General features: G+C 40.1%; 24 protein-coding genes. 18 read left to right on the plus strand and 6 right to left on the minus strand.

Annotation, left to right across the window (positions count from 1 at the left end):
- Nucleotides 1–11 precede the first annotated feature (11 nt).
- Nucleotides 12–593 (plus strand): hypothetical protein, encoded by a 582-nt coding sequence (locus HMPREF2877_RS04755; protein WP_070578905.1) that lies wholly within the window; start codon nt 12–14, stop codon nt 591–593.
- Between the two features lie 91 nt (nt 594–684).
- The gene (locus HMPREF2877_RS04760; protein ID WP_070578908.1) at nt 685–1,023 is read left to right on the plus strand and encodes an ATP cone domain-containing protein; all 339 of its coding nucleotides are present in this window, start codon (nt 685–687) and stop codon (nt 1,021–1,023) included.
- A 39-nt stretch (nt 1,024–1,062) separates the two neighbouring features.
- On the opposite strand, the gene HMPREF2877_RS04765 is transcribed toward HMPREF2877_RS04760, so the two are convergent.
- Nucleotides 1,063–2,328 (minus strand): aminotransferase-like domain-containing protein, encoded by a 1,266-nt coding sequence (locus tag HMPREF2877_RS04765; protein ID WP_049554078.1) that lies wholly within the window; start codon nt 2,326–2,328, stop codon nt 1,063–1,065.
- A 159-nt stretch (nt 2,329–2,487) separates the two neighbouring features.
- Here HMPREF2877_RS04765 and HMPREF2877_RS04770 point away from each other — a divergent pair, with 159 nt between their 5' ends.
- The 6 genes from HMPREF2877_RS04770 (at nt 2,488) to nox (ending at nt 8,382) form a co-directional block, all read left to right on the plus strand.
- Complete coding sequence (locus tag HMPREF2877_RS04770) at nt 2,488–3,018, plus strand: DUF5067 domain-containing protein (protein ID WP_049554079.1); 531 nt, start codon at nt 2,488–2,490, stop codon at nt 3,016–3,018.
- A gap of 137 nt (nt 3,019–3,155) precedes the next feature.
- On the plus strand, nt 3,156–3,665 hold the full coding sequence (locus HMPREF2877_RS04775; protein WP_049554080.1) for an ECF transporter S component: 510 nt from the start codon (nt 3,156–3,158) through the stop codon (nt 3,663–3,665).
- Complete coding sequence (locus tag HMPREF2877_RS04780; RefSeq protein ID WP_049554081.1) at nt 3,666–4,523, plus strand: pyridoxamine kinase; 858 nt, start codon at nt 3,666–3,668, stop codon at nt 4,521–4,523.
- Nucleotides 4,513–5,043 carry an ECF transporter S component gene (locus HMPREF2877_RS04785; protein WP_013990436.1) on the plus strand — a complete coding sequence of 177 codons (531 nt, stop codon included), beginning with the start codon at nt 4,513–4,515 and terminating at the stop codon, nt 5,041–5,043. The genes HMPREF2877_RS04780 and HMPREF2877_RS04785 overlap by 11 nt, the downstream gene beginning before the upstream one ends.
- 138 nt (nt 5,044–5,181) lie before the next feature.
- A complete protein-coding gene (locus HMPREF2877_RS04790; RefSeq protein ID WP_002891178.1) occupies nt 5,182–6,720 on the plus strand; it encodes an ABC-F family ATP-binding cassette domain-containing protein in 1,539 nt (512 codons plus the stop codon).
- Between the two features lie 288 nt (nt 6,721–7,008).
- Nucleotides 7,009–8,382 carry a H2O-forming NADH oxidase gene (gene nox, locus HMPREF2877_RS04795; protein WP_004182358.1) on the plus strand — a complete coding sequence of 458 codons (1,374 nt, stop codon included), beginning with the start codon at nt 7,009–7,011 and terminating at the stop codon, nt 8,380–8,382.
- 96 nt (nt 8,383–8,478) lie between these two features.
- Here the strand turns inward: nox and HMPREF2877_RS04800 are convergent, their stop codons facing one another.
- Nucleotides 8,479–9,465, minus strand: coding sequence for an L-lactate dehydrogenase (locus HMPREF2877_RS04800; protein ID WP_004182359.1), 987 nt, complete (start codon nt 9,463–9,465; stop codon nt 8,479–8,481).
- A gap of 220 nt (nt 9,466–9,685) precedes the next feature.
- Here HMPREF2877_RS04800 and gyrA point away from each other — a divergent pair, with 220 nt between their 5' ends.
- From gyrA to HMPREF2877_RS04825, 5 genes are all read left to right on the plus strand, one after another.
- Complete coding sequence (gene gyrA, locus HMPREF2877_RS04805; RefSeq protein WP_004182125.1) at nt 9,686–12,154, plus strand: DNA gyrase subunit A; 2,469 nt, start codon at nt 9,686–9,688, stop codon at nt 12,152–12,154.
- A complete protein-coding gene (locus HMPREF2877_RS04810; protein WP_070578912.1) occupies nt 12,154–12,915 on the plus strand; it encodes a class A sortase in 762 nt (253 codons plus the stop codon). The genes gyrA and HMPREF2877_RS04810 overlap by 1 nt, the downstream gene beginning before the upstream one ends.
- Before the next feature lie 37 nt (nt 12,916–12,952).
- Entirely contained in the window at nt 12,953–13,354 is a 402-nt protein-coding gene (locus HMPREF2877_RS04815) for an SMU1112c/YaeR family gloxylase I-like metalloprotein (protein ID WP_070578915.1), read from the plus strand.
- 113 nt (nt 13,355–13,467) lie between these two features.
- On the plus strand, nt 13,468–14,436 hold the full coding sequence (locus tag HMPREF2877_RS04820; protein WP_070578918.1) for a DUF1002 domain-containing protein: 969 nt from the start codon (nt 13,468–13,470) through the stop codon (nt 14,434–14,436).
- 140 nt (nt 14,437–14,576) lie between these two features.
- On the plus strand, nt 14,577–15,839 hold the full coding sequence (locus HMPREF2877_RS04825; protein ID WP_070578921.1) for an NRAMP family divalent metal transporter: 1,263 nt from the start codon (nt 14,577–14,579) through the stop codon (nt 15,837–15,839).
- A gap of 126 nt (nt 15,840–15,965) precedes the next feature.
- On the opposite strand, the gene HMPREF2877_RS04830 is transcribed toward HMPREF2877_RS04825, so the two are convergent.
- The 4 genes from HMPREF2877_RS04830 to yghU all read right to left on the minus strand — a co-directional run bounded on the left by HMPREF2877_RS04830 (nt 15,966) and on the right by yghU (nt 19,046).
- Nucleotides 15,966–16,208: a type B 50S ribosomal protein L31 gene (locus tag HMPREF2877_RS04830; RefSeq protein ID WP_003093591.1), complete on the minus strand. Its 243-nt coding sequence runs from the start codon at nt 16,206–16,208 to the stop codon at nt 15,966–15,968.
- A 105-nt stretch (nt 16,209–16,313) separates the two neighbouring features.
- Nucleotides 16,314–17,246 carry an FAD:protein FMN transferase gene (locus tag HMPREF2877_RS04835; protein WP_070578924.1) on the minus strand — a complete coding sequence of 311 codons (933 nt, stop codon included), beginning with the start codon at nt 17,244–17,246 and terminating at the stop codon, nt 16,314–16,316.
- Entirely contained in the window at nt 17,233–18,177 is a 945-nt protein-coding gene (locus HMPREF2877_RS04840) for a DHH family phosphoesterase (protein ID WP_070578927.1), read from the minus strand. The genes HMPREF2877_RS04835 and HMPREF2877_RS04840 overlap by 14 nt, the downstream gene beginning before the upstream one ends.
- Nucleotides 18,178–18,257: 80 nt before the next feature.
- Nucleotides 18,258–19,046, minus strand: a complete 789-nt coding sequence (gene yghU / locus HMPREF2877_RS04845) for a glutathione-dependent disulfide-bond oxidoreductase (RefSeq protein ID WP_045772370.1) — start codon at nt 19,044–19,046, stop codon at nt 18,258–18,260.
- A 175-nt stretch (nt 19,047–19,221) separates the two neighbouring features.
- On the opposite strand from yghU, the gene add reads away from it, so the two are divergent.
- The 5 genes from add to HMPREF2877_RS04870 all read left to right on the plus strand — a co-directional run bounded on the left by add (nt 19,222) and on the right by HMPREF2877_RS04870 (nt 23,552).
- Complete coding sequence (gene add, locus HMPREF2877_RS04850) at nt 19,222–20,232, plus strand: adenosine deaminase (RefSeq protein WP_070578930.1); 1,011 nt, start codon at nt 19,222–19,224, stop codon at nt 20,230–20,232.
- A gap of 184 nt (nt 20,233–20,416) precedes the next feature.
- Nucleotides 20,417–21,013 carry a thymidine kinase gene (locus HMPREF2877_RS04855; RefSeq protein WP_070578933.1) on the plus strand — a complete coding sequence of 199 codons (597 nt, stop codon included), beginning with the start codon at nt 20,417–20,419 and terminating at the stop codon, nt 21,011–21,013.
- 37 nt (nt 21,014–21,050) lie between these two features.
- On the plus strand, nt 21,051–22,130 hold the full coding sequence (prfA, locus tag HMPREF2877_RS04860; RefSeq protein ID WP_004182370.1) for a peptide chain release factor 1: 1,080 nt from the start codon (nt 21,051–21,053) through the stop codon (nt 22,128–22,130).
- Nucleotides 22,127–22,960 carry a peptide chain release factor N(5)-glutamine methyltransferase gene (gene prmC, locus HMPREF2877_RS04865; RefSeq protein ID WP_070578936.1) on the plus strand — a complete coding sequence of 278 codons (834 nt, stop codon included), beginning with the start codon at nt 22,127–22,129 and terminating at the stop codon, nt 22,958–22,960. The genes prfA and prmC overlap by 4 nt, the downstream gene beginning before the upstream one ends.
- A complete protein-coding gene (locus HMPREF2877_RS04870) occupies nt 22,947–23,552 on the plus strand; it encodes an L-threonylcarbamoyladenylate synthase (RefSeq protein ID WP_004182372.1) in 606 nt (201 codons plus the stop codon). Before prmC ends, HMPREF2877_RS04870 begins: the two co-directional genes overlap by 14 nt.
- The last annotated feature ends 1 nt before the right edge of the window (nt 23,553 follow it).

A 23,553-nucleotide genomic window follows, 5' to 3' on the forward strand; every position in this document is an offset into this window, starting at 1 on the left:
AAGGAGTTAATTTGTTTTTAGAGTTCTTTGACGGTGTATGGGGACACTACACTTTTGAATCTGATAAAGTCAATGTTCTGATTGGTGGTTTACCCAGTCTTGCTTATCCCTTGGGGCAAGTAATATTTGTATTATTAGTCTACAGGTTACTCGTTCATCAATATTTTAAAAAATTTTTAACCATGTCACCTCAGGATATTTGGGCTTGGCATAAAGAAACGTTCCGCAAAAGTAAATTATCTTTCATTGTCATCCCAATAGTTTATCTGTTCGTTTTCGGAATGACCTATGTCTTAGTTGAAGATGTTTTGGCTACCGTCACTATTTACAAAGACTATAGAGGCCCTATAGCTAAAACCATTGATGGTCAAGTGGAAAAAATAGATATTAGTCATGTTGGGACAAAAACGAGTAGTGCTAGGATTAATGCTCACTTTGTAAGCTCTGACGGGCAGACTTATGACATTCACCTGATAAACGGTGACAAGAGAATCGCTAATTATATGCGCCATCATAAGTCAGAGTCCTACACAGCAACCCTTTCCTTTGATAAACATGGCAAACCAGTTTACATTTCTAAATTCTGGGAATAAGCAGTCTGGATAGCTCTTTCAGGGATTTGCACTTGACAAATATGTAAATTCTCTGCATAATAAAAGAAAAAGCCATGAAAAGAGGGTAGCCATGCAAATTATTAAACGTAATGGTCAAGTTGCTGAATTTGATTCTGATAAAATTTACCAAGCCATCTTAAAAGCAGCACAGACTGTGTATGTTCTTGATGATACTTGGCGCCAAAACCTTGCTCAAGTTACGAAAAAAGTAGTGCTTGATCTTCAAGATGCTCAGGTGGAACGCCCAACCATTAACATGATTCAGTCATTGGTTGAAAATCGTCTCATGGAAGCAGGCTTTATCAATATTGCTGAGCATTATATTTCATACCGTTTGCAACGAGATTTGGAGCGTAACGGTTATGGTGACAAGGTCATTGTGCACCTACGCTTTGAGCAGACTAAATAAGAAAAGCCATCAAGCGATGGCTTTTTTTGTGTCTAATTGTCACTTTGTCTTTTTTAAAAGTTTTATAAAGGATTCCAGTTCCTGTCCATGACCTACTTGCAGATAAGTTTCAGAGGTTGGTCTAATAAAGGAGGATTCTAAAAAGCGAATCTGCTTGTGGGCTTTGAATTTTTCGAGTGAAAACTCCTTAGGAAGTTGCCAAGTCACATGCCTAGGGGAAATCTGATAAGGAATGCTAACCTTAGATTTGTCAATGATGGCTTGGCTTTTAGCCATGTTTTGTTGAAAGAGGTCACCAAGTTTTTTAATGTTTTTTTGGAACATGCCATTTTCGAGATAAACGGAAAGTGCTTTTTGTATGATGAGATTGGTATCATAGTCAATAAGTCCCTTGTGGCTCAAAAAGGTAGACTTAAGATTAGGAGGTAAGACAAGGCTACCTAGACGCAAACCTGGAAAAAGAGCCATGGAAAAGGATTTGATGTAGATGGTCTGATTTTGGGTGTCATAGTAGTGAATCGGGAGATTTTTACTATCGCTAAAGTCTCCCATATAGTCATCCTCGACGATATAAACGTTATACTGATTGGCAAGTTGGGCCAGCTTTTCTTTTTCACTGGCAGAATAGCTTAATCCAAGAGGGTTGGAGTAACGACTGATGGTATAGAAGAACTTAATCTGTCCAGATTTAAAGTACTCTTCCAAGCGGTCAAAATCTAAACCAGCAAAACCACGGTTAATCGTCTCATAAGCTAGATTCTGACGGTTGACCAGCTGGTTCATGCGATGATAGGTAGGTTGTTCTAAGAGAATTTTATAGCCACTATTAGCAAAATCCATCTGTGAAAGGATGTAGAGGGCCTGTTGGCTTCCCGAGGTTATGACAATCTGATCCGAATTGACATAAATATCGTCAGCAATTAATCGACTCTTTAAGGCTTCAAGCAAATCTTTGAGTCCGGCTTGTTCATGATAATAGTTGAAGAGGTAGTCCTGGTGACCCGCCAAACTTTCATCCAAACAAAGTTTAAAATCCTCGTAGGCCAATTGATTGTAATCGTTAAGGTTAAGAAGCACCTTATTATCAACTTCATTACGACCTTCAAGGACGTAATAGCCACTTTTGGGTACGGCGTAAATATAGTTTTGATACTTGAGTTCCAAGAGTGCTCTTTGGGCTGTATCCTTACTACAGGCATAAGTCTGGCTTAGTTGACGAATAGAGGGGAGCTTACTCCCTTTTTTCAAAGTACCATTTTGGATATCTTTGATGATGGTCTCGACAATATCGTGATAAATACTCATAACTGACCCCTTACAGATTTTCCCTTATTTTACCCTACTTGCCTTCTAAGGGCAAGAGGCCTAGAGATATTTGACAAGATTATTAGATTTTGACATAATAAAAAGGTTGTAAGGTAAAACTAAATTCCCCTTTCAAACAAGTTTAAGGAGATTATAAGAATGACTTTTAAGAAAATCTTAGGACTTCTGACTCTTGCATGCTTAACTGTTATTGGTTTGTCAGCTTGCACACCAGAGAAAGAGCCTACTTGGACCTACGATAAAAACAAAATGCTATTTACAGGACAAGATGCTAGTGTACAAGTTCTTTCTGCAACTAAAATCGAATCACCAGAAGGTCAAAAAGCTGTACGCGTTCACTATAAACTTAGCAACTCAAGTAAAGAAACTATGAATGCCTATACTCTTTTGATGAAAGTTGTCCTTGATGTGAAACAAGAAAAGGAAGAAGTAAAGGTTGCTACAATGGTCTTTTCTCAGGATGATGACCGAGATAAGATGGCTAATAAGACCAAGATTGCACCTAAGGAAGTCAAAGAAGTCGTTGTTGACTATGCCGTTGAAGATTTTGATCATGATTTAGTTATTGATTTCTCAGACTACGGTACAGAAGCGAATGCGACTGCTAAACTTTCACTCCAAAATCTTGAGAAGGCACCTGTCAAATATTTTGATAAGAAAGCTCAATAAGATTTATCACCACATACTTGTGTGGTGTTTTTTGTTGTCTTAAATCTGTACCCGGTCAGTAGAGAAAATACTATCTTGTTTAATCGTCAGAATTTTCATAAACTTAGACTATATTTATTTATCAAGGAGTTTTAGGTATGTCAGCAAAGCGTTTAACCCTCTCTGCTTTTTTCATGGCACTTGTGATTATTTTGAGTTCTAGTCTCTTATCGATTCCTGTACCGGGAGGTCATTTCTATTTTAATGGGATTGTTATTTTCCTAGTTGGCTTAATTTTCCCACCTACAGAAGCAGTTATTATTGCAGGAGTAGGTTCCTTTATTGGAGATTTTCTCTTTTACCCTCTTCCTATGTGGGTAACTCTAGTGACCCATAGCCTTCAAGTTCTTGCTATTGCACTTTTCGTTGGTGGTCGTTTAGGTAAATTGAGCAAATCTAGGGCTGCTCTTGGACTCTTGCTTGGTGCTATTATTGACCTAGTTGGTTATGGTTTGGGAAGAGCCTTTATCTATGGAACACCAGCAGTTGCTATTATGAAAATTCCTTTTGATGTGATTGCTGCGATAATTGGTTTGGGCTTGGCCTATTATATTTATTTCCATACCGGATTTGTTAAACAGTTTAAAAAAGTTTGGGACGAAAAATAGATGGCTACAGTGATTGTTGCTAATGACCTTGTTGGGTTAGGTAAGGTTGCTTTGACCAGTAGTCTACCTATTATGTCAGCCTGTCAAACTGAAGTCCTTCCTTTACCAACAGTTCTTTTATCTTCGCATACAGGGGAGTTTGAGAATATCTATATGCGGGATCTTACGGATGACCTGAAGGGATTCTATAAGCAGTGGGAGTACTTGGATTTTTCAGTAGATGGCTTAGTAAGTGGTTATTTTAAGTCAAGAGAAGAACTAGAACTTGTAGGTCAACTGGCTCGAGATAGACAGCTACCGTTATTTATTGACCCCATTATGGGAGATAATGGCCATCTTTATCAAGGTTTTGATAGGGAATATGTAGAAGCTATGAAAGATTTTTGTCAGCAGGCAGATGTTATCATTCCCAATCTGACTGAAGCTTCTTTGTTAACGGATTCTTCCTATCTAGAAGCAGGTTCCTATGATGACGCCACTATTAAAAAGCTTCTGAGAGAGTTGAGCAAGCTTGGACCTCGAAAAGTTATTTTGACAGGTATCTCATTTGAGAATGACAAAATTGGGTTGGCTTATTTTGATAAAGAGACTAATCGAACGATTTATCGCATGCAAAAACGTTATGGTAATCATTTTTATGGAAGTGGTGATTTACTAACGGCAATCTTATCAGCTGGTTACTTTTATGACCTTGATTTACTAAAGGTTTGTGATTTGGCCTTGGATGTTATGGATAGGGTTCTTTCGTCAACACTGTCCGATGGTCGTCCTTTAAAGTATGGTCTTTGCTATGAGCCCCATATTGGTTATTTATTCAGTGGTTTTAATGCCCTATTGGAGGAGAAAAATGAAAAGTGATAAAACACGTGAATTAGTTGAATTGAGTTTGTATGCAGCTTTAATTATTGTGAGTGTACAGTTTATTCGTATTCCTTTTGGACCTCAATTTGTCCATCTGGGAAATGCCCTAGTTGTGATTGCTGTTTTGATTTTCGGTGCCAGAAAAGGTGCGCTAGTCGCAACAGTAGGGTTAGGGCTATTTGATATTTTCAATGGCTATGCCGCTGAGGTCTGGATTACTATTTTAGAATCTTTGATTGTTTGTTATGTTCTCTATCTTGTTTTTGAAAAGCTTCTAAAATCAAATGACAAAATGACTAACATCATAATCATTGGAGTCATAGCCGCAGTGACCAAAATTATTTTGAATTTTATTAAGTATACGATTATTAATAGTGTTGTTGCAGCTTTACCACTCAATGCAGCCATGGTATTGGCACTTACTAAAATTGGTGGAACCTTTGGAACATCGGTAGTGACTATTATTGCGGTGCCTCTCCTCTATCCTGTCTTCAAACGTATTTTACAGAGAAACTAAAGATTTAGCAGGTTAGTCCTGCTTTTTCTTTTTAATTTTCCAGAAGCAGAGGTCCAAATTTTCACTAAAAAATGGTAAAATAGTAAAGTTAATGTCAAGAAAGGAAAGGGCTGAAGGCAGGTTCAGCCCAGATATGCTATGTCTATTTTAGAAGTCAAAAATCTTAGTCACGGATTTGGTGACCGTGCTATTTTTGAAAATGTCTCATTCCGTTTGCTCAAAGGTGAGCATATCGGTCTTGTCGGTGCTAACGGTGAAGGAAAGTCAACCTTCATGTCTATCGTTACTGGAAAATTGCAGCCAGATGAAGGTAAGGTAGAGTGGTCTAAGTACGTTACAGCGGGTTACTTGGATCAGCATGCTGTTCTTGAAAAGGGAATGACCGTTCGTGATGTCCTTCGTACGGCTTTTGATGAACTCTTTAAGACTGAAGAACGTATCAATGAGATTTACATGTCTATGGCTGACGAAGGAGCTGACGTTGATGCTCTGATGGAAGAAGTGGGTGAGCTTCAGGATCGCTTGGAAACGCGTGATTTCTATACACTAGATGCTAAGATTGATGAGGTTGCCCGTGCACTAGGTGTCATGGATTTTGGCATGGATACAGATGTAACGGACCTTTCAGGTGGTCAACGTACCAAGATTCTCTTGGCTAAGTTATTGCTTGAAAAACCAGATATCTTACTTCTCGATGAGCCAACCAACTATTTGGATGCTGAACACATTGCTTGGCTTAAACGCTATCTTCAAGAGTATGAAAATGCCTTTGTCCTCATTTCTCACGATATTCCATTCCTAAACGATGTGATTAACATTGTCTATCATGTTGAAAATCAAGACTTGGTTCGCTATGCAGGTGATTATGACAATTTCCAATCTGTCTATGCTATGAAGAAAGCTCAATTAGAAGCTGCCTATGAACGTCAGCAAAAGGAAATTGCAGACCTTCAAGATTTTGTTAACCGTAACAAGGCACGTGTTGCTACTCGAAATATGGCCATGTCTCGTCAGAAGAAATTGGATAAGATGGAAATTATCGAATTGCAGGCTGAGAAGCCAAAACCTGAATTTCATTTCAAGGAAAGTCGTACGCCTGGACGCTTTATTTTCCAAACCAAAGACCTCGTTATTGGTTACGACCGCCCTTTGACCAAGGCTCCTTTGAATCTTACCTTCGAACGTAATCAAAAAGTAGCTATCGTGGGTGCCAATGGTATCGGTAAGACTACTTTGCTTAAGAGCTTGCTTGGTATTATTCAACCACTCGAAGGAGAAGTTGAGACAGGTGATTTTATTGATCTAGGTTACTTCGAGCAAGAAGCAGAAGGGTCACGTCAGACGCCTCTTGAAGCGGTTTGGGATGCCTTCCCAGCCTTAAATCAAGCTGAGGTCCGTGCGGCTCTAGCCAAATGCGGATTAACCTCTAAGCATATTGAAAGCCAAATTCAAGTGCTTTCTGGTGGGGAACAGGCTAAAGTTCGCTTCTGTCTCCTTATGAATCGTGAAAATAATGTTCTTGTTCTGGATGAACCTACCAACCACTTGGATGTTGACGCCAAGGATGAATTGAAGCGTGCCCTTCAGGCCTTCAAGGGCAGTATCCTTATGGTATGTCACGAACCAGAATTTTATGAAGGTTGGACAGACGTTTGGGATTTTAATGAGTTAGTATAGAGATAAAAGAGTGTTGACATTCTCTAAAGAGAAAGTTACTCACTCTTTTTTTATATTTTAAAGCAAAGTAACTTTCTAGGATTTGGTAAGACAGTGATGGTGTTAAGAAAGGTAACCGTCATCATAAAGTGTTTTTCTGCATATTTTGCCGTGACCTATTTGGGTTTTGAGCATAGAAACTTAATTTGTTCAAAAAGTAACAAAGTCTGAGCATAAAAGGTGTAACCGTTTTCCGATTATGGTAGAATGAAATAGTAAACTATTATCAAAAGAAAGTTGGATAAACTTATGTCAAAAATCGTAGTTGTTGGTGCTAACCACGCTGGTACTTTTAGTATTAATACTATTCTCGATAATTACGGAGACCAAAATGAAGTAGTTGTTTTCGACCAAAACTCTAACATTTCATTCTTGGGTTGTGGTATGGCTCTTTGGATCGGTAATCAAATCTCAGGTTCTGATGGTCTTTTCTATGCCAACAAAGAAGGACTTGAAAGCAAGGGTGCTAAAGTTTATATGAACTCACCAGTTGAGTCTATTGACTTTGATGGTAAAACTGTTACAGCCCTTGTAGATGGTAAAGAGCACGTTGAATCATATGACAAATTGATTTTGGCTACTGGGTCTCAACCAATCTTGCCTCCAATCGAAGGTGCTGAAATTAAAGAAGGTAGCCGTACTTTCGAAGCTACACTTGAAAACCTTCAATTCGTTAAACTTTTCCAAAACGCCCAAGAAGTTATCGATAAGTTGAACGACAAATCTCAAGATATCAAACGTGTAGCGGTTGTAGGTGCTGGTTACATTGGTGTTGAATTGGCTGAAGCTTTCCAACGTCATGGTAAAGAAGTTATCCTTATCGACGTTGTTGATACATGTTTGGCTGGTTATTATGACCATGACTTGACTGAACTTATGGCTAAAAATATGGAAAGCCACGGTATTAAATTGGCATTTGGTGAAACTGTTAAGGCAGTTGAAGGTGATACTAAAGTTGAACGTATCGTCACTGATAAAAATGCTTACGATGTCGACATGGTTGTCCTTGCAGTAGGTTTCCGTCCTAACACAGCTCTTGGTGCTGGTAAATTGGAAACATTCCGTAATGGGGCTTACCTTGTTAATAAGAAACAAGAAACATCAATCAAAGATGTTTATGCAGTTGGTGATTGTGCTACCGTTTATGACAATGCCCTTGAAGATGTGAACTACATTGCCTTGGCTTCAAACGCTGTTCGTTCAGGTATTGTCGGTGGTCATAATGCCGGTGGTGGCGATGTTGAATCAAACGGTGTTCAAGGATCAAATGGTATCTCAATCTATGGTTTGAACATGGTATCTACTGGTTTGACAGAAGAAAAAGCAAAACGCTTTGGTTTCAATCCAGCAGTAGTAGAATCAACAGATCTTCAAAAAGCTGCCTTCATGGAAGATGAAAATGAAGACGTTACAATCAAGATCGTTTATGACAAAGATACACGCAAAGTTCTTGGTGCTCAAATGGTATCACGTATGGACATCTCTATGGGAATCCACATGTTCTCATTGGCTATCCAAGAAGGTGTAACGATCGACCGTCTTCAATTGCTTGATTTGTTCTTCTTGCCACACTTTAACCAACCGCTTAGCTATATTGCTAAAGCAGCTATCTCAGCTAAATAATCTGAAACAGCTAATTCAGTTGAATTAGCTGTTTTTTTCTTTTTTGAAATACGAAAAAAGCCTCCTACTGGAGACTTTTATTTAACTAATGTCAAATTAGTTTTTTGAAGCTTCTTGGAACTCAGGGTTTTTCCATGCTTCATCAATGATAGCTTGCAATTCATCAGCAGAAGCTTTCATTTTTTGTTGTTCAGCATCGTTCAATGGGATGTTCACTGGACGTACGATACCGTGTGCACCTACGATAGCAGGTTGACCGATAAAGACGTTGCTTACACCATATTGACCTTCTTGGAATACAGACAATGGAAGTACTGCATTTTCATCGTCAAGAATAGCTTTAGTGATACGAGCAAGAGCTACGGCGATACCATAGTATGTAGCACCTTTTTTGTTGATGATTGTGTAAGCGGCATCACGAACACCTTCGAACAATTCAACCAATTCAGCTTCTTGAACGTTTTGAGTATCTTTAAGGAATTCTTCAAGGTTTACACCGGCGATGTTAGCGTGTGACCAAACGGCAAATTCTGAGTCACCGTGTTCACCCATGATGTAGGCGTGAACTGAACGAGCGTCAACATCAAGTTTTTCAGCAAGTGCTTGACGGAAACGAGCTGAGTCAAGTGAAGTACCTGAACCGATAACGCGTTCTTTAGGGAATCCTGAGAATTTCCATGTTGAGTAAGTCAATACGTCAACTGGGTTAGCTGCTACAAGGAAGATTCCTTTGAAGCCTGATTCAACAACTTGAGTAACGATAGATTTGTTGATAGCAAGGTTTTTACCAACAAGATCAAGACGAGTTTCACCTGGTTTTTGTGGAGCACCAGCAGTGATAACTACAAGGTCAGCATCCGCACAGTCTTCGTATTTAGCTGCGTAGATTTTTTTAGGTGAAGTGAAAGCAAGCGCGTGGCTAAGGTCAAGCGCATCACCAACAGCTTTTTCGAACAATTGTGGAATTTCGATGATACCAAGTTCTTGAGCGATACCTTGGTTTACAAGTGCGAAAGCGTAAGATGAACCTACGGCACCGTCACCAACGAGGATGACTTTTTTGTGTTGTTTAGTTGCAGTCATGGGTCTAAACATCTCCTTTTTTTTAATTGGGTTACCCCATACACTGCTTATTCTACCACTTTAAGTGATGGATGTCACGAAATATTAAGTAAATAATGGATGAAAGCGTTTTACACAACTGAAAAATAAAGCGTTTTATGGTATAATATTATAGAAATCTTCTATACTCTTTTATTAGAGTTTGGAATGATTTGAATGAAAGAAAAGAGGCATTTTTAGAGTGCAAGATAATAATTTAATTGACGTTAATTTGACGTCTGAGATGAAGACGAGCTTTATCGATTATGCCATGAGTGTTATCGTGTCTCGTGCTCTTCCAGATGTTCGTGACGGTTTAAAACCTGTACAACGTCGTATTCTTTATGGAATGAATGAGCTTGGGGTGACACCTGATAAGCCGCATAAAAAATCTGCCCGTATCACCGGGGATGTCATGGGTAAATATCACCCACACGGGGATTCATCTATCTATGAAGCCATGGTCCGTATGGCACAATGGTGGAGCTACCGTTACATGTTGGTTGATGGTCACGGGAACTTTGGTTCTATGGACGGAGATGGGGCTGCCGCTCAGCGTTATACTGAGGCGCGTATGTCTAAAATCGCCTTGGAAATGCTACGTGATCTTAACAAGAATACCGTAGATTTTCAAGATAACTATGATGGATCAGAACGTGAACCAATTGTTCTTCCGTCACGTATTCCCAACCTTCTTGTCAATGGTGCGACAGGGATTGCCGTTGGTATGGCAACTAACATTCCACCACACAATTTGGCTGAAACGATTGATGCTGTCAAATTGATGATGGATAATCCTGAAGTCACAACACGTGAACTGATGGAAGTCCTTCCTGGACCCGACTTCCCAACTGGAGGTTTGGTCATGGGGAAATCTGGTATTCACCGTGCTTATGAGACTGGTAAGGGTTCTATTGTCCTTCGTTCGCGTACCGAAATTGAAACAACTAAATCAGGTCGTGAGCGTATTGTTGTCACTGAGTTTCCTTACATGGTCAATAAGACCAAGGTTCATGAACATATCGTGCGTTTAGCCCAAGAAAAACGTATTGAGGGGATTACAGCAGTCCGTGACGAGTCATCTCGTGAAGGGGTACGCTTTGTCATCGAAGTGCGTCGTGATGCTTCGGCCAATGTTATCTTGAATAATTTGTTCAAATTAACGCAACTTCAGACTAACTTTAGCTTCAACATGTTGGCCATTGAAAAGGGTGTTCCTAAAATCCTTTCCTTGCGTCAAATCTTGGCTGACTATATTGCGCACCAACAAGAAGTTGTGGTTCGTCGTACACAGTTTGACAAGGATAAGGCTGAAGCACGTGCCCACATTTTAGAAGGTTTGCTGATTGCTCTTGATTATTTGGATGAAGTGATTACGATTATCCGTAACAGTCAAACTGATGCAGAGGCTCAAGCTGACTTGATGGCTCGCTTCGAACTTACGGAACGTCAAAGTCAAGCCATTCTTGATATGCGTTTGCGTCGTTTGACAGGTTTGGAACGTGATAAGATTCAAAATGAGTACAATGATCTCCTTGCCTTGATTGCTGATTTAGCTGATATTTTGGAAAAACCAGAACGTGTCATTGCTATCATCAAGGAAGAATTGGACGAAAGCAAGCGTAAATTCGCAGATGCTCGTCGTACAGAGCTTATGGTCGGAGAAGTCGTTTCTCTTGAAGATGAAGATCTCATCGAAGAAGAAGATGTTGTTATCACTCTTTCAAACAAGGGGTATATTAAACGTTTAGCCCAAGACGAGTTCCGTTCACAAAAACGTGGAGGACGTGGTGTTCAAGGTACTGGTGTTAACGATGATGACTTTGTTCGAGATATTGTCTCAACAAGCACTCATGATCACCTTTACTTCATGACCAATAAGGGGCGTGTATACCGTCTCAAGGGGTATGAAATCCCTGAGTATGGCCGTACAGCCAAAGGCTTACCTATTGTCAATCTCTTGAAGTTGGACGAAGGTGAGACCATTCAAACGGTCATTAACGCTAAGAGTGATGAAGCTTCTGAAAATAATCACCTTGTCTTTGTAACTCGCCAAGGTCTGGTTAAACGTACCAAAGAAGCAGAATTTAAGAACATCCGTCAAAATGGCTTGATTGCCTTGAAACTTAGAGAAGGTGACGAGCTAATCAATGTCTTCTTGACTACAGGTAATGAAGAAATTGTCATTGGTACCAAATTTGGTTACAGTGTACGCTTCAAAGAAGACACTATTCGAAGCATGAGCCGTATGGCTGCCGGTGTTAAAGGGGTAACTCTTCGTGATGGTGACCAAGTTGTTGGTGCAGCTGCCATTACAGAAGACCAAGAAGTCTTGATTATCACTGAAAAAGGTTACGGTAAGCGTACCTCAGCTACTGAATACCCAACGAAGGGACGTGGTGGTAAAGGTATCAAGACTGCTAATATCACAGAGAAGAATGGTAACCTAGCAGGTATTGTCACAGTGTCTGGTGATGAGGATATCATGGTCATCACAGATACAGGTGTTATCATCCGTACTGCCGTTGCTAATATCTCTCAAACTGGTCGTGCAACTCAAGGGGTTAAGGTCATGCGTTTGGATGACTCTGCTCGTATTGTAACCTTTGCTTTAGTTGAACCAGAAGAAGTAGAACAAGCTTCCGAAGACCAAGAAAGTGGTGACAACTAATGAGCAAAGATAAGAAAAATAAAGCAACAAAGAAACGCCCTAAGTGGCTGGATATTCTTCGCTGGGTGTTGATTGTTGTTCTCTTGGTTGTTGGTTTAGCCTTGATTTTCAATAAGTCTATTCGAAACACAGTAATTGCTTGGAATACAAATAAGTATCAAGTGAGCAAGGTTTCTAAAAAGACTATTGAGAAAAACAAGGAAGCTAAGACGAGTTTTGACTTTGATACCGTTAAATCAATTAGCACAGAGTCTGTCTTGCAAGCACAGATGGATGCTCAGGAACTTCCTGTCATTGGTGGTATTGCCATTCCAGAGGTAGGTATCAATCTTCCTATTTTCAAAGGACTTGGTAATACTGAGTTGACCTACGGTGCTGGAACTATGAAAGAAGACCAAGTCATGGGTGGTGAAAATAACTATTCACTAGCTAGTCACCACGTCTTTGGTATTGCTGGTGCATCTGACATGCTATTTTCACCGCTAGATAAGGCTAAGGAAGGCATGAAAATCTATCTTACGGATAAAAATAAGGTCTATACTTATGTCATTAGTGAGGTCAAGGTTGTTCAACCAACCGAAGTAGCAGTGGTTGATGATACACCAGGCAAGTCTGAAGTTACTTTGGTAACATGTACGGATGCTGAAGCAACTCAGCGTACAATCGTCAAAGGTGAATTGAAATCGCAGGTAGATTTTGACAAGGCAAGTTCAGACATTATTGAGGCCTTTAATAAGTCATACAATCAATTTCAAAGTTAAGAAAGGGGCCTTCGGGCCTTTTTCTATGGAGGAAAATATGTTTTTAAATACAGTGCACCATGTTGCTATTATTGTTTCTGATTATGAGTTGTCTCGAGATTTTTATGTCGATAAACTTGGTTTTGAGATTATTCGGGAAAATCACCGTCCAGAACGTCACGATTATAAGTTAGACCTACGTTGTGGGGATATAGAACTTGAAATCTTTGGCAATAAGACCAGTGATCCGAACTATGTGGAGCCACCTAAACGTCCGTCTTATCCTGAGGCCTGTGGCTTACGTCATTTAGCTTTCAGAGTGACTAATATTGAAGAGGTTATCAAGAGTTTAGAAGAAAAGGGTATTTCCTGCCAACCTATTCGCAAGGATACTTTTACCGGTGAAAAGATGACTTTCTTTGCTGATCCGGATGGTCTTCCTTTGGAGTTGCACGAGTAGTTTTTTTGACCTTAATTTTTTAAGTCATGGTATAATAAATTCACGATTGGACTTATACCAGTCGTCCTTTAGGAGATTATGGAATAATATTCTATTTTCGAAAGGAAACACACATGAAATTGAAAAAACTTCTTGTTACTGGGATGGCTTTATTGGCTTCAGTAACAGCCTTCACCTCGGCTGCTCAAGCAGCAACATCATCACAAGTCCAAAAGGTTATTGATGAATCTTATGTTCAACCAGACTATGTGATGGGTTATTCATTGTCGGAAGAGCAGCGTAATGAAACCTTGAATTTGTTAGGGTATGACAGTAATAAGGATACTAATGTCAAGACCTTGACGACATCTGCATATGCGAATATTATGAACGTTGCAGATGATTCTAGTCTTCAGCTATATTCTTCGGTTAAGATTGCTAAGCTTGGTGCTAAGGAAACCTTGAGTGTAGAGATTGTGACACCGCAAAATATCACTAAAATCACTCCAGATATGTACCGTAATGCTGCCACGACACTTGGTATCGAACACGCCAAGATTACGGTAGCAGCACCGATTGCAGTTACTGGAGAAAGTGCCTTGGCTGGTATTTACTATTCCCTTGAGCAAAATGGGGCTAAGGTTTCAGATGAAAGCAAAGAGCTTGCGCAGGAGGAACTTAAAACCCTTTCTCAAATTAATGAGGAAAATTCAGGCAAGAGTGACTATGATGCGGACAAGCTTAATGTAGCTATGACTGATATTAAGTCAGCAGTTGCTGATAAAGGGGATAAGTTGACTGAAGACCAAGCTAAAACGATTGTTCAGCAGACTATCAATAATTACAACTTGGATCTTTCTGATACGCAAATTAACCTTCTGGTGAATTTTGCTATGAATTTATCTAAGTCTTCAATCATTGATAGTGCTAGCTTTAAGTCAACCTTGAGTTCACTTAAAGATTCTATCGTTTCGAAAGCTGGTAATACCTTCTCTGGAATCAACCTAAACTTTAATGCCAACAAAGCGGTTGAGAACAGCAAAAATATCTTTGCACAAATTTGGCAAGCTATCGTAGATTTCTTTACAGGACTTTCTAAATAGTAAAAGAGCTATCCGTTTGGATGGCTTTTTTCTATTTTTCAGAAAATATGTGAAATGCTATTGAAATTATTCCAACAATTGTGTACAATGGTAAACATCAATTCAGATTATTCTGAAAATTTGTTTTAGGAGATTCTCTTATGTCACAAACAAGTGTATCTAGTCAGTCTACCTGGCGTAGTAAAATAAAAGCAATGGGACCTGGTATCCTAATGGCTTCAGCGGCCGTAGGTGGTTCCCACATCGTTTCATCAACCCAAGCGGGTGGTTCTTATGGATGGGCCTTGTTAGGCTTGGTTATTCTTGCCAACCTCTTTAAATACCCATTCTTCCGTTTTGGTGCCGAGTATACCGCAGATACGGGTAAAACCCTCGTTGAAGGTTATGCTGAGAAAGGTAATTTCTATCTTTGGGTATTCTTCATTTTGAATGTCTTCTCAGCTTTGGTTAATACTGCGGGAGTTTCTATTCTTTGTTCAGCCATCATTGCTAGTGCCTTTCCAATGCTTGGTTTGAGTATTACCACATGGTCAATCATTTTGGTTGCAATCATTTGGGGTATGTTACTCTTTGGTGGTTACAAACTTCTTGATGGTATGGCTAAATGGATCATGTCAGCTTTGACTATTGCAACAGTAGCAGCAGTTATTATTGCGGCAATCAAACACCCAGAGTACAGTGCTGACTTCGTTGAAAAAACACCATGGCAGCTCGCAGCCCTTCCATTTATCGTTTCACTTCTTGGATGGATGCCAGCACCAATTGAAATTTCAGCCATTAACTCACTTTGGTCAGCTGAGAAAAAGAAAACTGTTGATTTCAACACTGATGATGCCCTCTTTGACTTTAACGTTGGTTACATCGGAACAGCTATTCTTGCGGTATTCTTTGTAGCACTCGGTGCTCTTATCCAGTACCCAACTGGTAAACCAGTAGAAGCAGCATCAGCTAAGTATATTGCACAGTTTGTTGGTATGTACGCATCAGTGCTTGGTGAGTGGTCACGCTATTTGATTACCTTTATCGCTTTCTTGTGTATCTTTGGTACTGTGATTACTGTTATCGATGGTTACTCACGTGTTAACGAAATTTCTCTTCGTCTTTTGTTTAACCAAAAAGAAAAAAATCAAACACCATTGAATGTTTGGATGACCTTGACATCTATTCTTGGTCTCATCATTATTTTCTTCTTCCAAGGTCAAGTAGCAACCATGCTTCGCTTCGCTATGATTGGTTCATTCCTTACAACACCTTTCTTTGCGCTTTTGAATTACGTACTTGTTACAAAAGAGAAGAAAGACCTTCCAACTTGGTTGAAAGGACTTGCCATTGCAGGCTTGATCTTCTTGTTTGGATTTGCTCTCTTCTTTATCTGGGCTTTGGCTATTGGTAAAGCAGGCTAATAGGATTAAACGGTTTCCATATGGAAGCTGTTTTTTTATTTTATAAATATGGGAGTAGGAGAGCTTATACCCAAGAGCATACAAAAAAACCATTCCAATCGGAATGGCTTAACAACAAGATGTTGCTTATTTGAGACCGTATTTTTTGTTGAAACGATCCACGCGTCCGTCTGCTTGAGTGAATTTTTGACGGCCAGTGTAGAATGGGTGTGAATCTGATGAAATTTCTACACGGATAAGTGGGTAAGTTTCACCTTCGAATTCAACTGTTTCGTTTGAGTGTTTAGTTGAACCACTAAGGAATTGGTAACCAGTAGTTGTGTCCATGAATACTACTTGACGGTAATCTGGATGGATATCTTTTTTCATGTTAAAATATTTCCTTTCTGCCATGGTACTTTCCGCACCATAGTTTTTTTAACTATTTTAGTTTATCAAAAGGTGGTCTACTTGACAAGTCTTTTTTACTATTTTTTAGGAAATTCGCATTTTGTAAATGCCACCTGTCTGAAAGCAGTGATTATCTTTATCAACGATGATTGCTTCAAGCTCAGCTTGTGAACTAACTTCCTGGAAAATATGTTCGAGACTAGAGCCAAATAAGCGGGTTGTCCAAATTTCACCATCCACTGAGAGGGATGAAATAATGGTAAGGCTGGCTAGGTCACTGGAGACTGGATAACCAGTCTGGCTATCAAAAATATGGTGGTAGGTTTTGCCATCTATCTCAAAAGTGCGTTCATAGATTCCCGAAGTGACAACAGACTGATCTTTTATAGCAAGCACCATAAGATTTGTATTTCTAGTCTCCTTAGGATTTTGAATACCAATGCGCCATTTTTGGTCAGGATTATGGAGAGCTGGTCCAAAGGTTAGGACATTACCTCCGAGATTGATTAGGGCGCTGGTTACTTTTTTAGCTTTAAGAAAATCTGCAATACGATCTGCAATATATCCCTTTGCCAGAGCACCAAGATCAATTTTCATCCCTTTTTCTTTGAGAAAAACACTTTGATTTTCCTCGGATAGAAGAATGGCGTTGGGATTGATGATATCTAGGAGCGGACGAATTTCTTCAGGAAGAGGCAGCTTAGCATCAGAAAAACCAATGCGCCAAGTCTGAATGAGAGGCCCGATAGCAATATTAAGGTGACTTCCAGGTTGGCAGCTATGCCATTTTCCAAGAGAAATAAGTTCAAAAAGCTCTGGGTGAACTGTCACTGGATGTAAGCCTGCTGCCTTGTTAATTTTCATGAGTTCGGAACTGTCGTCATTGGCTGAGAAGCGCTTATTGTAGGTATGTAGAAGTGCTTCAACTTGGTCGAGCAGGGGTTCTGGTTCTTTATGATAGATAGAGACGTCAATCACAGTTCCCATGAGACGTACACGACGATTAGTGAGTTGCATGGGCAACTGTATCCTTGATTTCTTGATAGATTTGTTCGTTTTCTTCTAAGCTGTAGGAATTGGCCCCACTAGCTAGTGGGTGGCCGCCACCATCATGGCGTTTGGCAATCTCGTTGATGACAATGCTTTTACTACGTAGACGGACACGGTAATGTCCTTCAGGCTGCTCTAAGAAAATAGCCCAAGATTCGACACAATCAATACGGCCTGGAGTTCCAACAATGGCAGAACTTTCAGCATCAGTGACATTGAATTCATCCAAAATCTTTCGTGTCAAGACAACTCGAGCTGCACCATTTTCATCGACTTCTAGATTATCGAAAACATAACCTTGTAGTTTAGCAATTTTGAAAGGAAAACTGTCCATACGACGAGCCATTGCTGCAAAATCAAAGTCGTATTCACGAAGTTTAGCCGCGATTTGAAGTGTTTTAGGAGTAGTAGATGGAAAGAGGAAGCGACCTGTATCGCCAACAATACCATTGTAGAGAACACGAGCAGCAGCATCTGACAAGGAAAGACCAAGGCTGAGGGCCCAGTCTGTCACAATTTCGCTAGCACTTGAAGCAGTCGTATCAACAAGTAGAAGATCACCGTAGGCATCATCGTTAGGATGATGGTCAATTTTGATAAGGAAGTCACCTTTATCATAACGATCGTCATCGATACGAGGGGTATTGGCTGTATCAGTAACAATAACAAGCGCCCCTTCATAATCTTGGTCAGCTACCTCGTCCATCTCAGCAATCCAAGACAAGGTAGGTTCATTAACACCTGTCGCAAGAACCTTTTTATCTGGAAAGTTTGTTTTTAAAATTTCTTTCAGTCCTACCTGACTACCAATGGCATCAGGGTCAGGTCTTTGGTGGCGGTGAATAATAATAGTGTCGTAGGCTTTGATTTTTTCTAAAATAGCTTGAAATACAGTCATGAATGTCTCCTTGTGATTTTGCTTCTATTATATCATGAAACAATAGAAAAACGGTTAGCCTAGGCAAACCGTTATAAAAATTAGATATCTTTATAGTCGACTTCAAGTCCACGTTTAACCGCTGGACGGTCGGCAATTTTTTCAGTCCAAGCTTGAAGGTGCTTGTATTCTTTAACGTCAAGGAAGATACCAGCCTTGTCCCAAATCTTATCTTGAGCAAGGCGGCCATACCAAGACCAGATGGCGATATCAGCGATAGTGTATTCATCACCGGCAATATAAGGTTTGGTTGCTAATTCTTTATCAAGCAAGTCAAGTTGGCGTTTGGCTTCCATGGCAAAACGGTTGATGGCATATTCGATTTTTTCAGGTGCATAGTGGAAGAAGTGCCCAAAGCCACCACCTAGAAAAGGAGCAGCACCTGTTTGCCAAAATAGCCAGTTGAGAACTTCTGTACGTTTTGCGTGATCAGTTGGAATGAGTTTGCCAAATTTTTCAGCCAAGTAAAGGAGGATGTTAGCTGATTCGAAGACACGAACTGGTTGGTCTTCAGAGTAATCCATCATGGCTGGAATCTTTGAGTTTGGATTGATTGAAACAAAGTCTGAGCCGAATTGGTCACCATCACCAATCTTAATACGATAAGCATCATAACCTGCTTGAGTCACACCAAGTTCTTTCAATTCTTCCAGCATGATAGTTGCCTTGATACCATTTGGTGTCGGAAGAGTATAGAGTTGGAAAGGTTGGTCACCTTTAGGTAAAGTTTGTTCAAAACGTGCACCAGCTGTAGGTTGATTGAGGCCACCCCAGGCACCTCCCATAGAGGTTGGGTTTTTCCAAACTTCTGATAAAATATAGTCAGACATAAAGTTTCTCCTTGTATTCTTGATAGTTACATCCTAACAAAATGCTAATGACATTTCAAGAATCTACTACGTCCTATTAGGCGCGACACCTTGACTTTTTCCATAAGAATGATAAGATAGTAAAAATTAATTTTTATCTGATAAAAAAACATATTGTTTAGAGAGGAAGAAAAGAATGACTGTTATTGATTTTCATAAGTTGGCTAAAACAGAACTACACTGCCATTTGGATGGTTCACTATCGTTGAAAACCATTCGTCACCTAGCTGACTTGGCACAGATTGAGTTACCTGAGGACGATGCGGAGCTCAAACACCATGTGACAGCACCGGCTACCTGTGAGAGTCTCCTAGATTATCTTGAGGCTTTTGATTATATTCGTCCTTTGCTTCAAACAAAGGAAGCCTTGACCATTGCGGCTTATGATGTTGCTAAACAGGCTGCTCTTGAAAATGTCATCTATATTGAAGTGCGTTTTGCTCCAGAGTTGTCAATGGATAAGGGATTGACTGTCGCTGAAACCATCGATGCTGTTTGTCAAGGCTTACGTCAAGCTCAAGAAGAATTTGGTATTGTAGCCAAGGCCCTAGTTTGTGGCATGCGCCAATCAGATCAAGAATTAACGGCCCGTATTCTTGATGAAGCAAATGAAGTTGAAAATAGTGACTTTGTTGGTTTTGATTTTGCCGGAGATGAGCATCATTATGGACCTAAAGCGATTAAACCTCTAATTGAACAAGTTCAAAGTTACAACCGTCCGATGACTTTTCATGCTGGTGAGTGTGGTTGCCCTGCCTTTTTGGCTGAGTCGATTGCCATGGGAATTAAGCGTAATGGCCATGCAACGATTTTGGCTCAAGAGCCCGAGCTTTTGGAAGAGTTTGTCAAAAATGGTGTCACAGGAGAATTATGTTTAACAAGTAATCTCCAGACCAAGGCAGCTGTTACAGTTACTGATTTTCCTTATCTAAAAATGAAAGCGGCAGGGGCTAATATTACTATTAATACGGACAATCGGACTGTTTCTGATACAAACCTGACCAAAGAGTACGAACTCTATCACAAGCATTTTGATAGCTCAGTTCAAGACTTCTATGCTCATAATAAGACAGCAATCGAAGCTTCATTTGCTAGTGATGAGGAGAAAGAAGAACTCCTTGAAAAATTGGCTAAAGCCTATTCATAAGAAGTAAATAGACTGGTAAAACTTTATAAAGGTGATAAAATTGAGCCATTTGGAACATCAGTCAAACCTATCATAAAAATAGGGGAGAGAGGCGAACTTTTTTCAAAAATTGTTCAGTCTCCCTCCCTTTTACGCTTGGAATTATGATAAAATAAGTACAATACATATTTTAGAGGAGACTGGTTTGGCACAACTTTATTTTCGCTACGGCACCATGAATTCTGGGAAATCCATTGAGATTCTTAAGGTTGCCTATAATTACGAAGAACAAGGAAAACCAGTAGTATTGTTGACCAGTCGTTTGGATAATCGAGATGGGGTCGGCTATATCTCGAGTCGTATTGGCATGAAGCGGAAGGCCTATCCTATTGGTGATGATACGGATATTTTTGGTTACATTGCTCATATGAATCCACGACCTTACTGTGTTTTAGTTGATGAGGCACAGTTTTTGAGCCGTGCGAATGTCTATGATTTGGCACGAATTGTTGATGAGTTAGATATCCCAGTGATGGCTTTTGGTCTCAAAAATGATTTTCAGAACAATCTATTTGAAGGGTCTAAGTATCTCTTGCTTTTGTCTGATAAGATTGATGAAATCAAGACCATTTGTCATTATTGCTCGAGAAAGGCAACCATGGTTCTTCGTATGGAAGATGGTAAGCCAGTTTATGAGGGAGCACAAGTTCAAATTGGAGGACACGAGAGTTATATCTCCGTTTGCCGAAAGCACTGGTTTAATCCACCTAAAGAAAACATAATCCCTTTGAACAAGGACTAAAAACGACTATTAGTTATATAAGGAGTAAAGATAACAAATGAATATTTATGATCAGTTACAAGCGGTTGAAGACCGTTATGAGGAATTGGGTGAATTGCTTAGTGACCCTGAAGTCGTTTCAGACACTAAACGCTTCATGGAGTTGTCACGTGAAGAGGCAAATACTCGTGAAACTGTGACAGCATACCGTGAGTACAAGCAAGTCATCCAAAGTATCTCAGACGCTGAAGAGATGATTAAGGAAGCAAGTGGTGATCCTGACTTGGAAGAAATGGCTAAGGAAGAACTCAAAGAATCCAAAGCCGCTAAAGAAGAGTACGAAGAACGCTTGAAAATTCTTCTCTTGCCAAAAGACCCTAATGATGACAAGAATATTATCCTCGAAATCCGTGGGGCTGCAGGTGGTGATGAAGCTGCCTTGTTTGCAGGTGACCTTTTAGCTATGTACCAAAAATACGCAGAAACACAAGGTTGGCGCTTTGAGGTCATGGAAGCCTCTTATAATGGTGTCGGTGGTATCAAAGAAGTGGTTGCCATGGTTTCAGGACAATCAGTCTACTCAAAACTCAAATATGAATCAGGAGCACACCGTGTACAACGTGTGCCTGTGACTGAGAGCCAAGGTCGTGTTCATACCTCGACAGCAACTGTTTTGGTTATGCCAGAAGTTGAAGAAGTAGAGTACGAAATTGATCCTAAGGACCTTCGTGTCGATATCTATCACGCATCTGGTGCTGGTGGTCAGAACGTCAATAAGGTTGCGACTGCGGTTCGTATGGTTCACATTCCTACTGGAATCAAAGTAGAGATGCAAGAAGAACGTACACAACAGAAGAACCGTGATAAAGCCATGAAGATTATCCGTGCACGTGTTGCGGACCACTTTGCACAAATCGCTCAAGATGAACAAGATGCTGAGCGTAAATCTACTGTTGGTACAGGGGACCGTTCAGAGCGTATCCGTACTTACAACTTCCCACAAAACCGTGTAACGGATCACCGTATTGGTTTGACCCTTCAAAAACTAGATACAATTTTGGCTGGGAAAATGGATGAAGTCATTGATGCTCTTGTTCTTTACGACCAAACTCAAAAATTGGAAGAGCTTAACAAATGATTCTAGCGGATGTTCTAGCTGACTATGAAAAGCAGCTTGAGGCTGTTGGAGAAGAGCCAGAGGCCCTTTCCTTTGTTTATCGTGGCTTGACGCAGTGGGACTTGACTCATTTTGTTCTTCAATTGCGTCAGGAAGTTTCAGAGGAAGATGCTGAGCTATTAGCTCATACATTTAGCCAACTAAAGAATCACAAGCCTGCTCAGTATATCTTAGGTTATGAAGACTTTCATGGTTTACGTTTTCGGGTTGATGAGCGTGTCTTGATTCCACGTCCTGAAACTGAGGAATTAGTGGACTTGATTTTAGCGGAAAACCCAAGCACAGAGCTTAAGGTTCTTGATATTGGAACTGGGAGTGGTGCTATTTCGGTATCCCTGAAAAAGAGTCGCCTCCTTTGGCAAGTAACAGCTAGTGACTTGTCAGTGGATGCGCTAGAGCTTGCCAAGGAGAATGCTAAGCTAAATCAGGTAGACATTAGCTTTGTTCAATCGGATGTTTTCGAAAATATTTCTGGCAGTTTTGATATCATTGTGTCAAATCCTCCCTATATTTCTGAAAATGATAAGAACGAAGTTGAGGTCAATGTCTTGGCTAGCGAGCCAAAGATGGCCTTGTTTGCTGATGAAGAGGGACTTGCCATTTATAGACAGATTATTGAGGAGGCAGATAGGTATTTGACTCCTAGTGGAAAGCTCTACTTTGAAATTGGCTATAAGCAGGGAATGGATTTGAAAAAGCTCTTGTCTCTACATTTTCCAGATAAGCGAGTGCGTGTCCTTAAGGACCAATTTGGACAAGATAGAATGGTCGTGATTGATGATGAAAAATAAGAAAGTGTTAAGAGAAATCTTGTCTGACGGTGGCGCAGTCGTTCTTCCTACAGAGACTGTCTATGGTCTATTTGCTAAGGCTTTGGATGAGAGTGCTGTGAACCATGTCTATGAGCTGAAAAATCGTCCTAGAGATAAAGCCATGAATTTGAATGTCGCTTCTTATGAAGATATCCTGTCTTATTCGAAAGAGCAGCCCAAATATTTGAAACAATTGTATGATGCTTTTTTGCCTGGACCTTTGACTATCATTTTAAAAGCTAATAATAAAGTCCCTAAGTGGATTAATTCGGGTTTGGCGACGGTTGGCTTCCGTTTACCAGACCATCCTGTTACTAGAGAACTGATTCAAGCGGAAGGTCCTTTAATTGGTCCCTCAGCCAATAAGTCTGGGAAGGCTAGTGGTCGTTATTTTGACCAAATAAGAGACCAATTTGATTTTCAGGTGACTGGCTATCAAGATGATGATGCCTTGTTAGGTGTAGATTCGACGATTTTGGATTTGTCTGTTTCACCGGCTAAAATTCTCAGACAAGGGAAGATTACAAAAGAAGACCTATTGGCGGCTCTACCCGAGTTGACCATAGAATAAA

The sequence above is a fragment of the Streptococcus sp. HMSC072D03 genome (genome assembly GCF_001812855.1).
GTDB classification, from domain to species: Bacteria; Bacillota; Bacilli; order Lactobacillales; family Streptococcaceae; genus Streptococcus; species Streptococcus salivarius_D.

Excerpts from the sequence above, each read along its gene's own strand:
- HMPREF2877_RS04760 (WP_070578908.1), top strand. The coding sequence starts at position 685 with ATGCAAATTATTAAACGTAATGGTCAAGTTGCTGAATTTGATTCTGAT.
- HMPREF2877_RS04765 (WP_049554078.1), bottom strand. The coding sequence starts at position 2,328 with ATGAGTATTTATCACGATATTGTCGAGACCATCATCAAAGATATCCAA.
- HMPREF2877_RS04770 (WP_049554079.1), top strand. The coding sequence starts at position 2,488 with ATGACTTTTAAGAAAATCTTAGGACTTCTGACTCTTGCATGCTTAACT.
- HMPREF2877_RS04775 (WP_049554080.1), top strand. The coding sequence starts at position 3,156 with ATGTCAGCAAAGCGTTTAACCCTCTCTGCTTTTTTCATGGCACTTGTG.
- HMPREF2877_RS04780 (WP_049554081.1), top strand. The coding sequence starts at position 3,666 with ATGGCTACAGTGATTGTTGCTAATGACCTTGTTGGGTTAGGTAAGGTT.
- HMPREF2877_RS04785 (WP_013990436.1), top strand. The coding sequence starts at position 4,513 with ATGAAAAGTGATAAAACACGTGAATTAGTTGAATTGAGTTTGTATGCA.
- HMPREF2877_RS04790 (WP_002891178.1), top strand. The coding sequence starts at position 5,182 with ATGTCTATTTTAGAAGTCAAAAATCTTAGTCACGGATTTGGTGACCGT.
- nox (WP_004182358.1), top strand. The coding sequence starts at position 7,009 with ATGTCAAAAATCGTAGTTGTTGGTGCTAACCACGCTGGTACTTTTAGT.
- HMPREF2877_RS04800 (WP_004182359.1), bottom strand. The coding sequence starts at position 9,465 with ATGACTGCAACTAAACAACACAAAAAAGTCATCCTCGTTGGTGACGGT.
- HMPREF2877_RS04810 (WP_070578912.1), top strand. The coding sequence starts at position 12,154 with ATGAGCAAAGATAAGAAAAATAAAGCAACAAAGAAACGCCCTAAGTGG.
- HMPREF2877_RS04815 (WP_070578915.1), top strand. The coding sequence starts at position 12,953 with ATGTTTTTAAATACAGTGCACCATGTTGCTATTATTGTTTCTGATTAT.
- HMPREF2877_RS04820 (WP_070578918.1), top strand. The coding sequence starts at position 13,468 with ATGAAATTGAAAAAACTTCTTGTTACTGGGATGGCTTTATTGGCTTCA.
- HMPREF2877_RS04825 (WP_070578921.1), top strand. The coding sequence starts at position 14,577 with ATGTCACAAACAAGTGTATCTAGTCAGTCTACCTGGCGTAGTAAAATA.
- HMPREF2877_RS04830 (WP_003093591.1), bottom strand. The coding sequence starts at position 16,208 with ATGAAAAAAGATATCCATCCAGATTACCGTCAAGTAGTATTCATGGAC.
- HMPREF2877_RS04835 (WP_070578924.1), bottom strand. The coding sequence starts at position 17,246 with ATGCAACTCACTAATCGTCGTGTACGTCTCATGGGAACTGTGATTGAC.
- HMPREF2877_RS04840 (WP_070578927.1), bottom strand. The coding sequence starts at position 18,177 with ATGACTGTATTTCAAGCTATTTTAGAAAAAATCAAAGCCTACGACACT.
- yghU (WP_045772370.1), bottom strand. The coding sequence starts at position 19,046 with ATGTCTGACTATATTTTATCAGAAGTTTGGAAAAACCCAACCTCTATG.
- add (WP_070578930.1), top strand. The coding sequence starts at position 19,222 with ATGACTGTTATTGATTTTCATAAGTTGGCTAAAACAGAACTACACTGC.
- prfA (WP_004182370.1), top strand. The coding sequence starts at position 21,051 with ATGAATATTTATGATCAGTTACAAGCGGTTGAAGACCGTTATGAGGAA.
- prmC (WP_070578936.1), top strand. The coding sequence starts at position 22,127 with ATGATTCTAGCGGATGTTCTAGCTGACTATGAAAAGCAGCTTGAGGCT.
- HMPREF2877_RS04870 (WP_004182372.1), top strand. The coding sequence starts at position 22,947 with ATGATGAAAAATAAGAAAGTGTTAAGAGAAATCTTGTCTGACGGTGGC.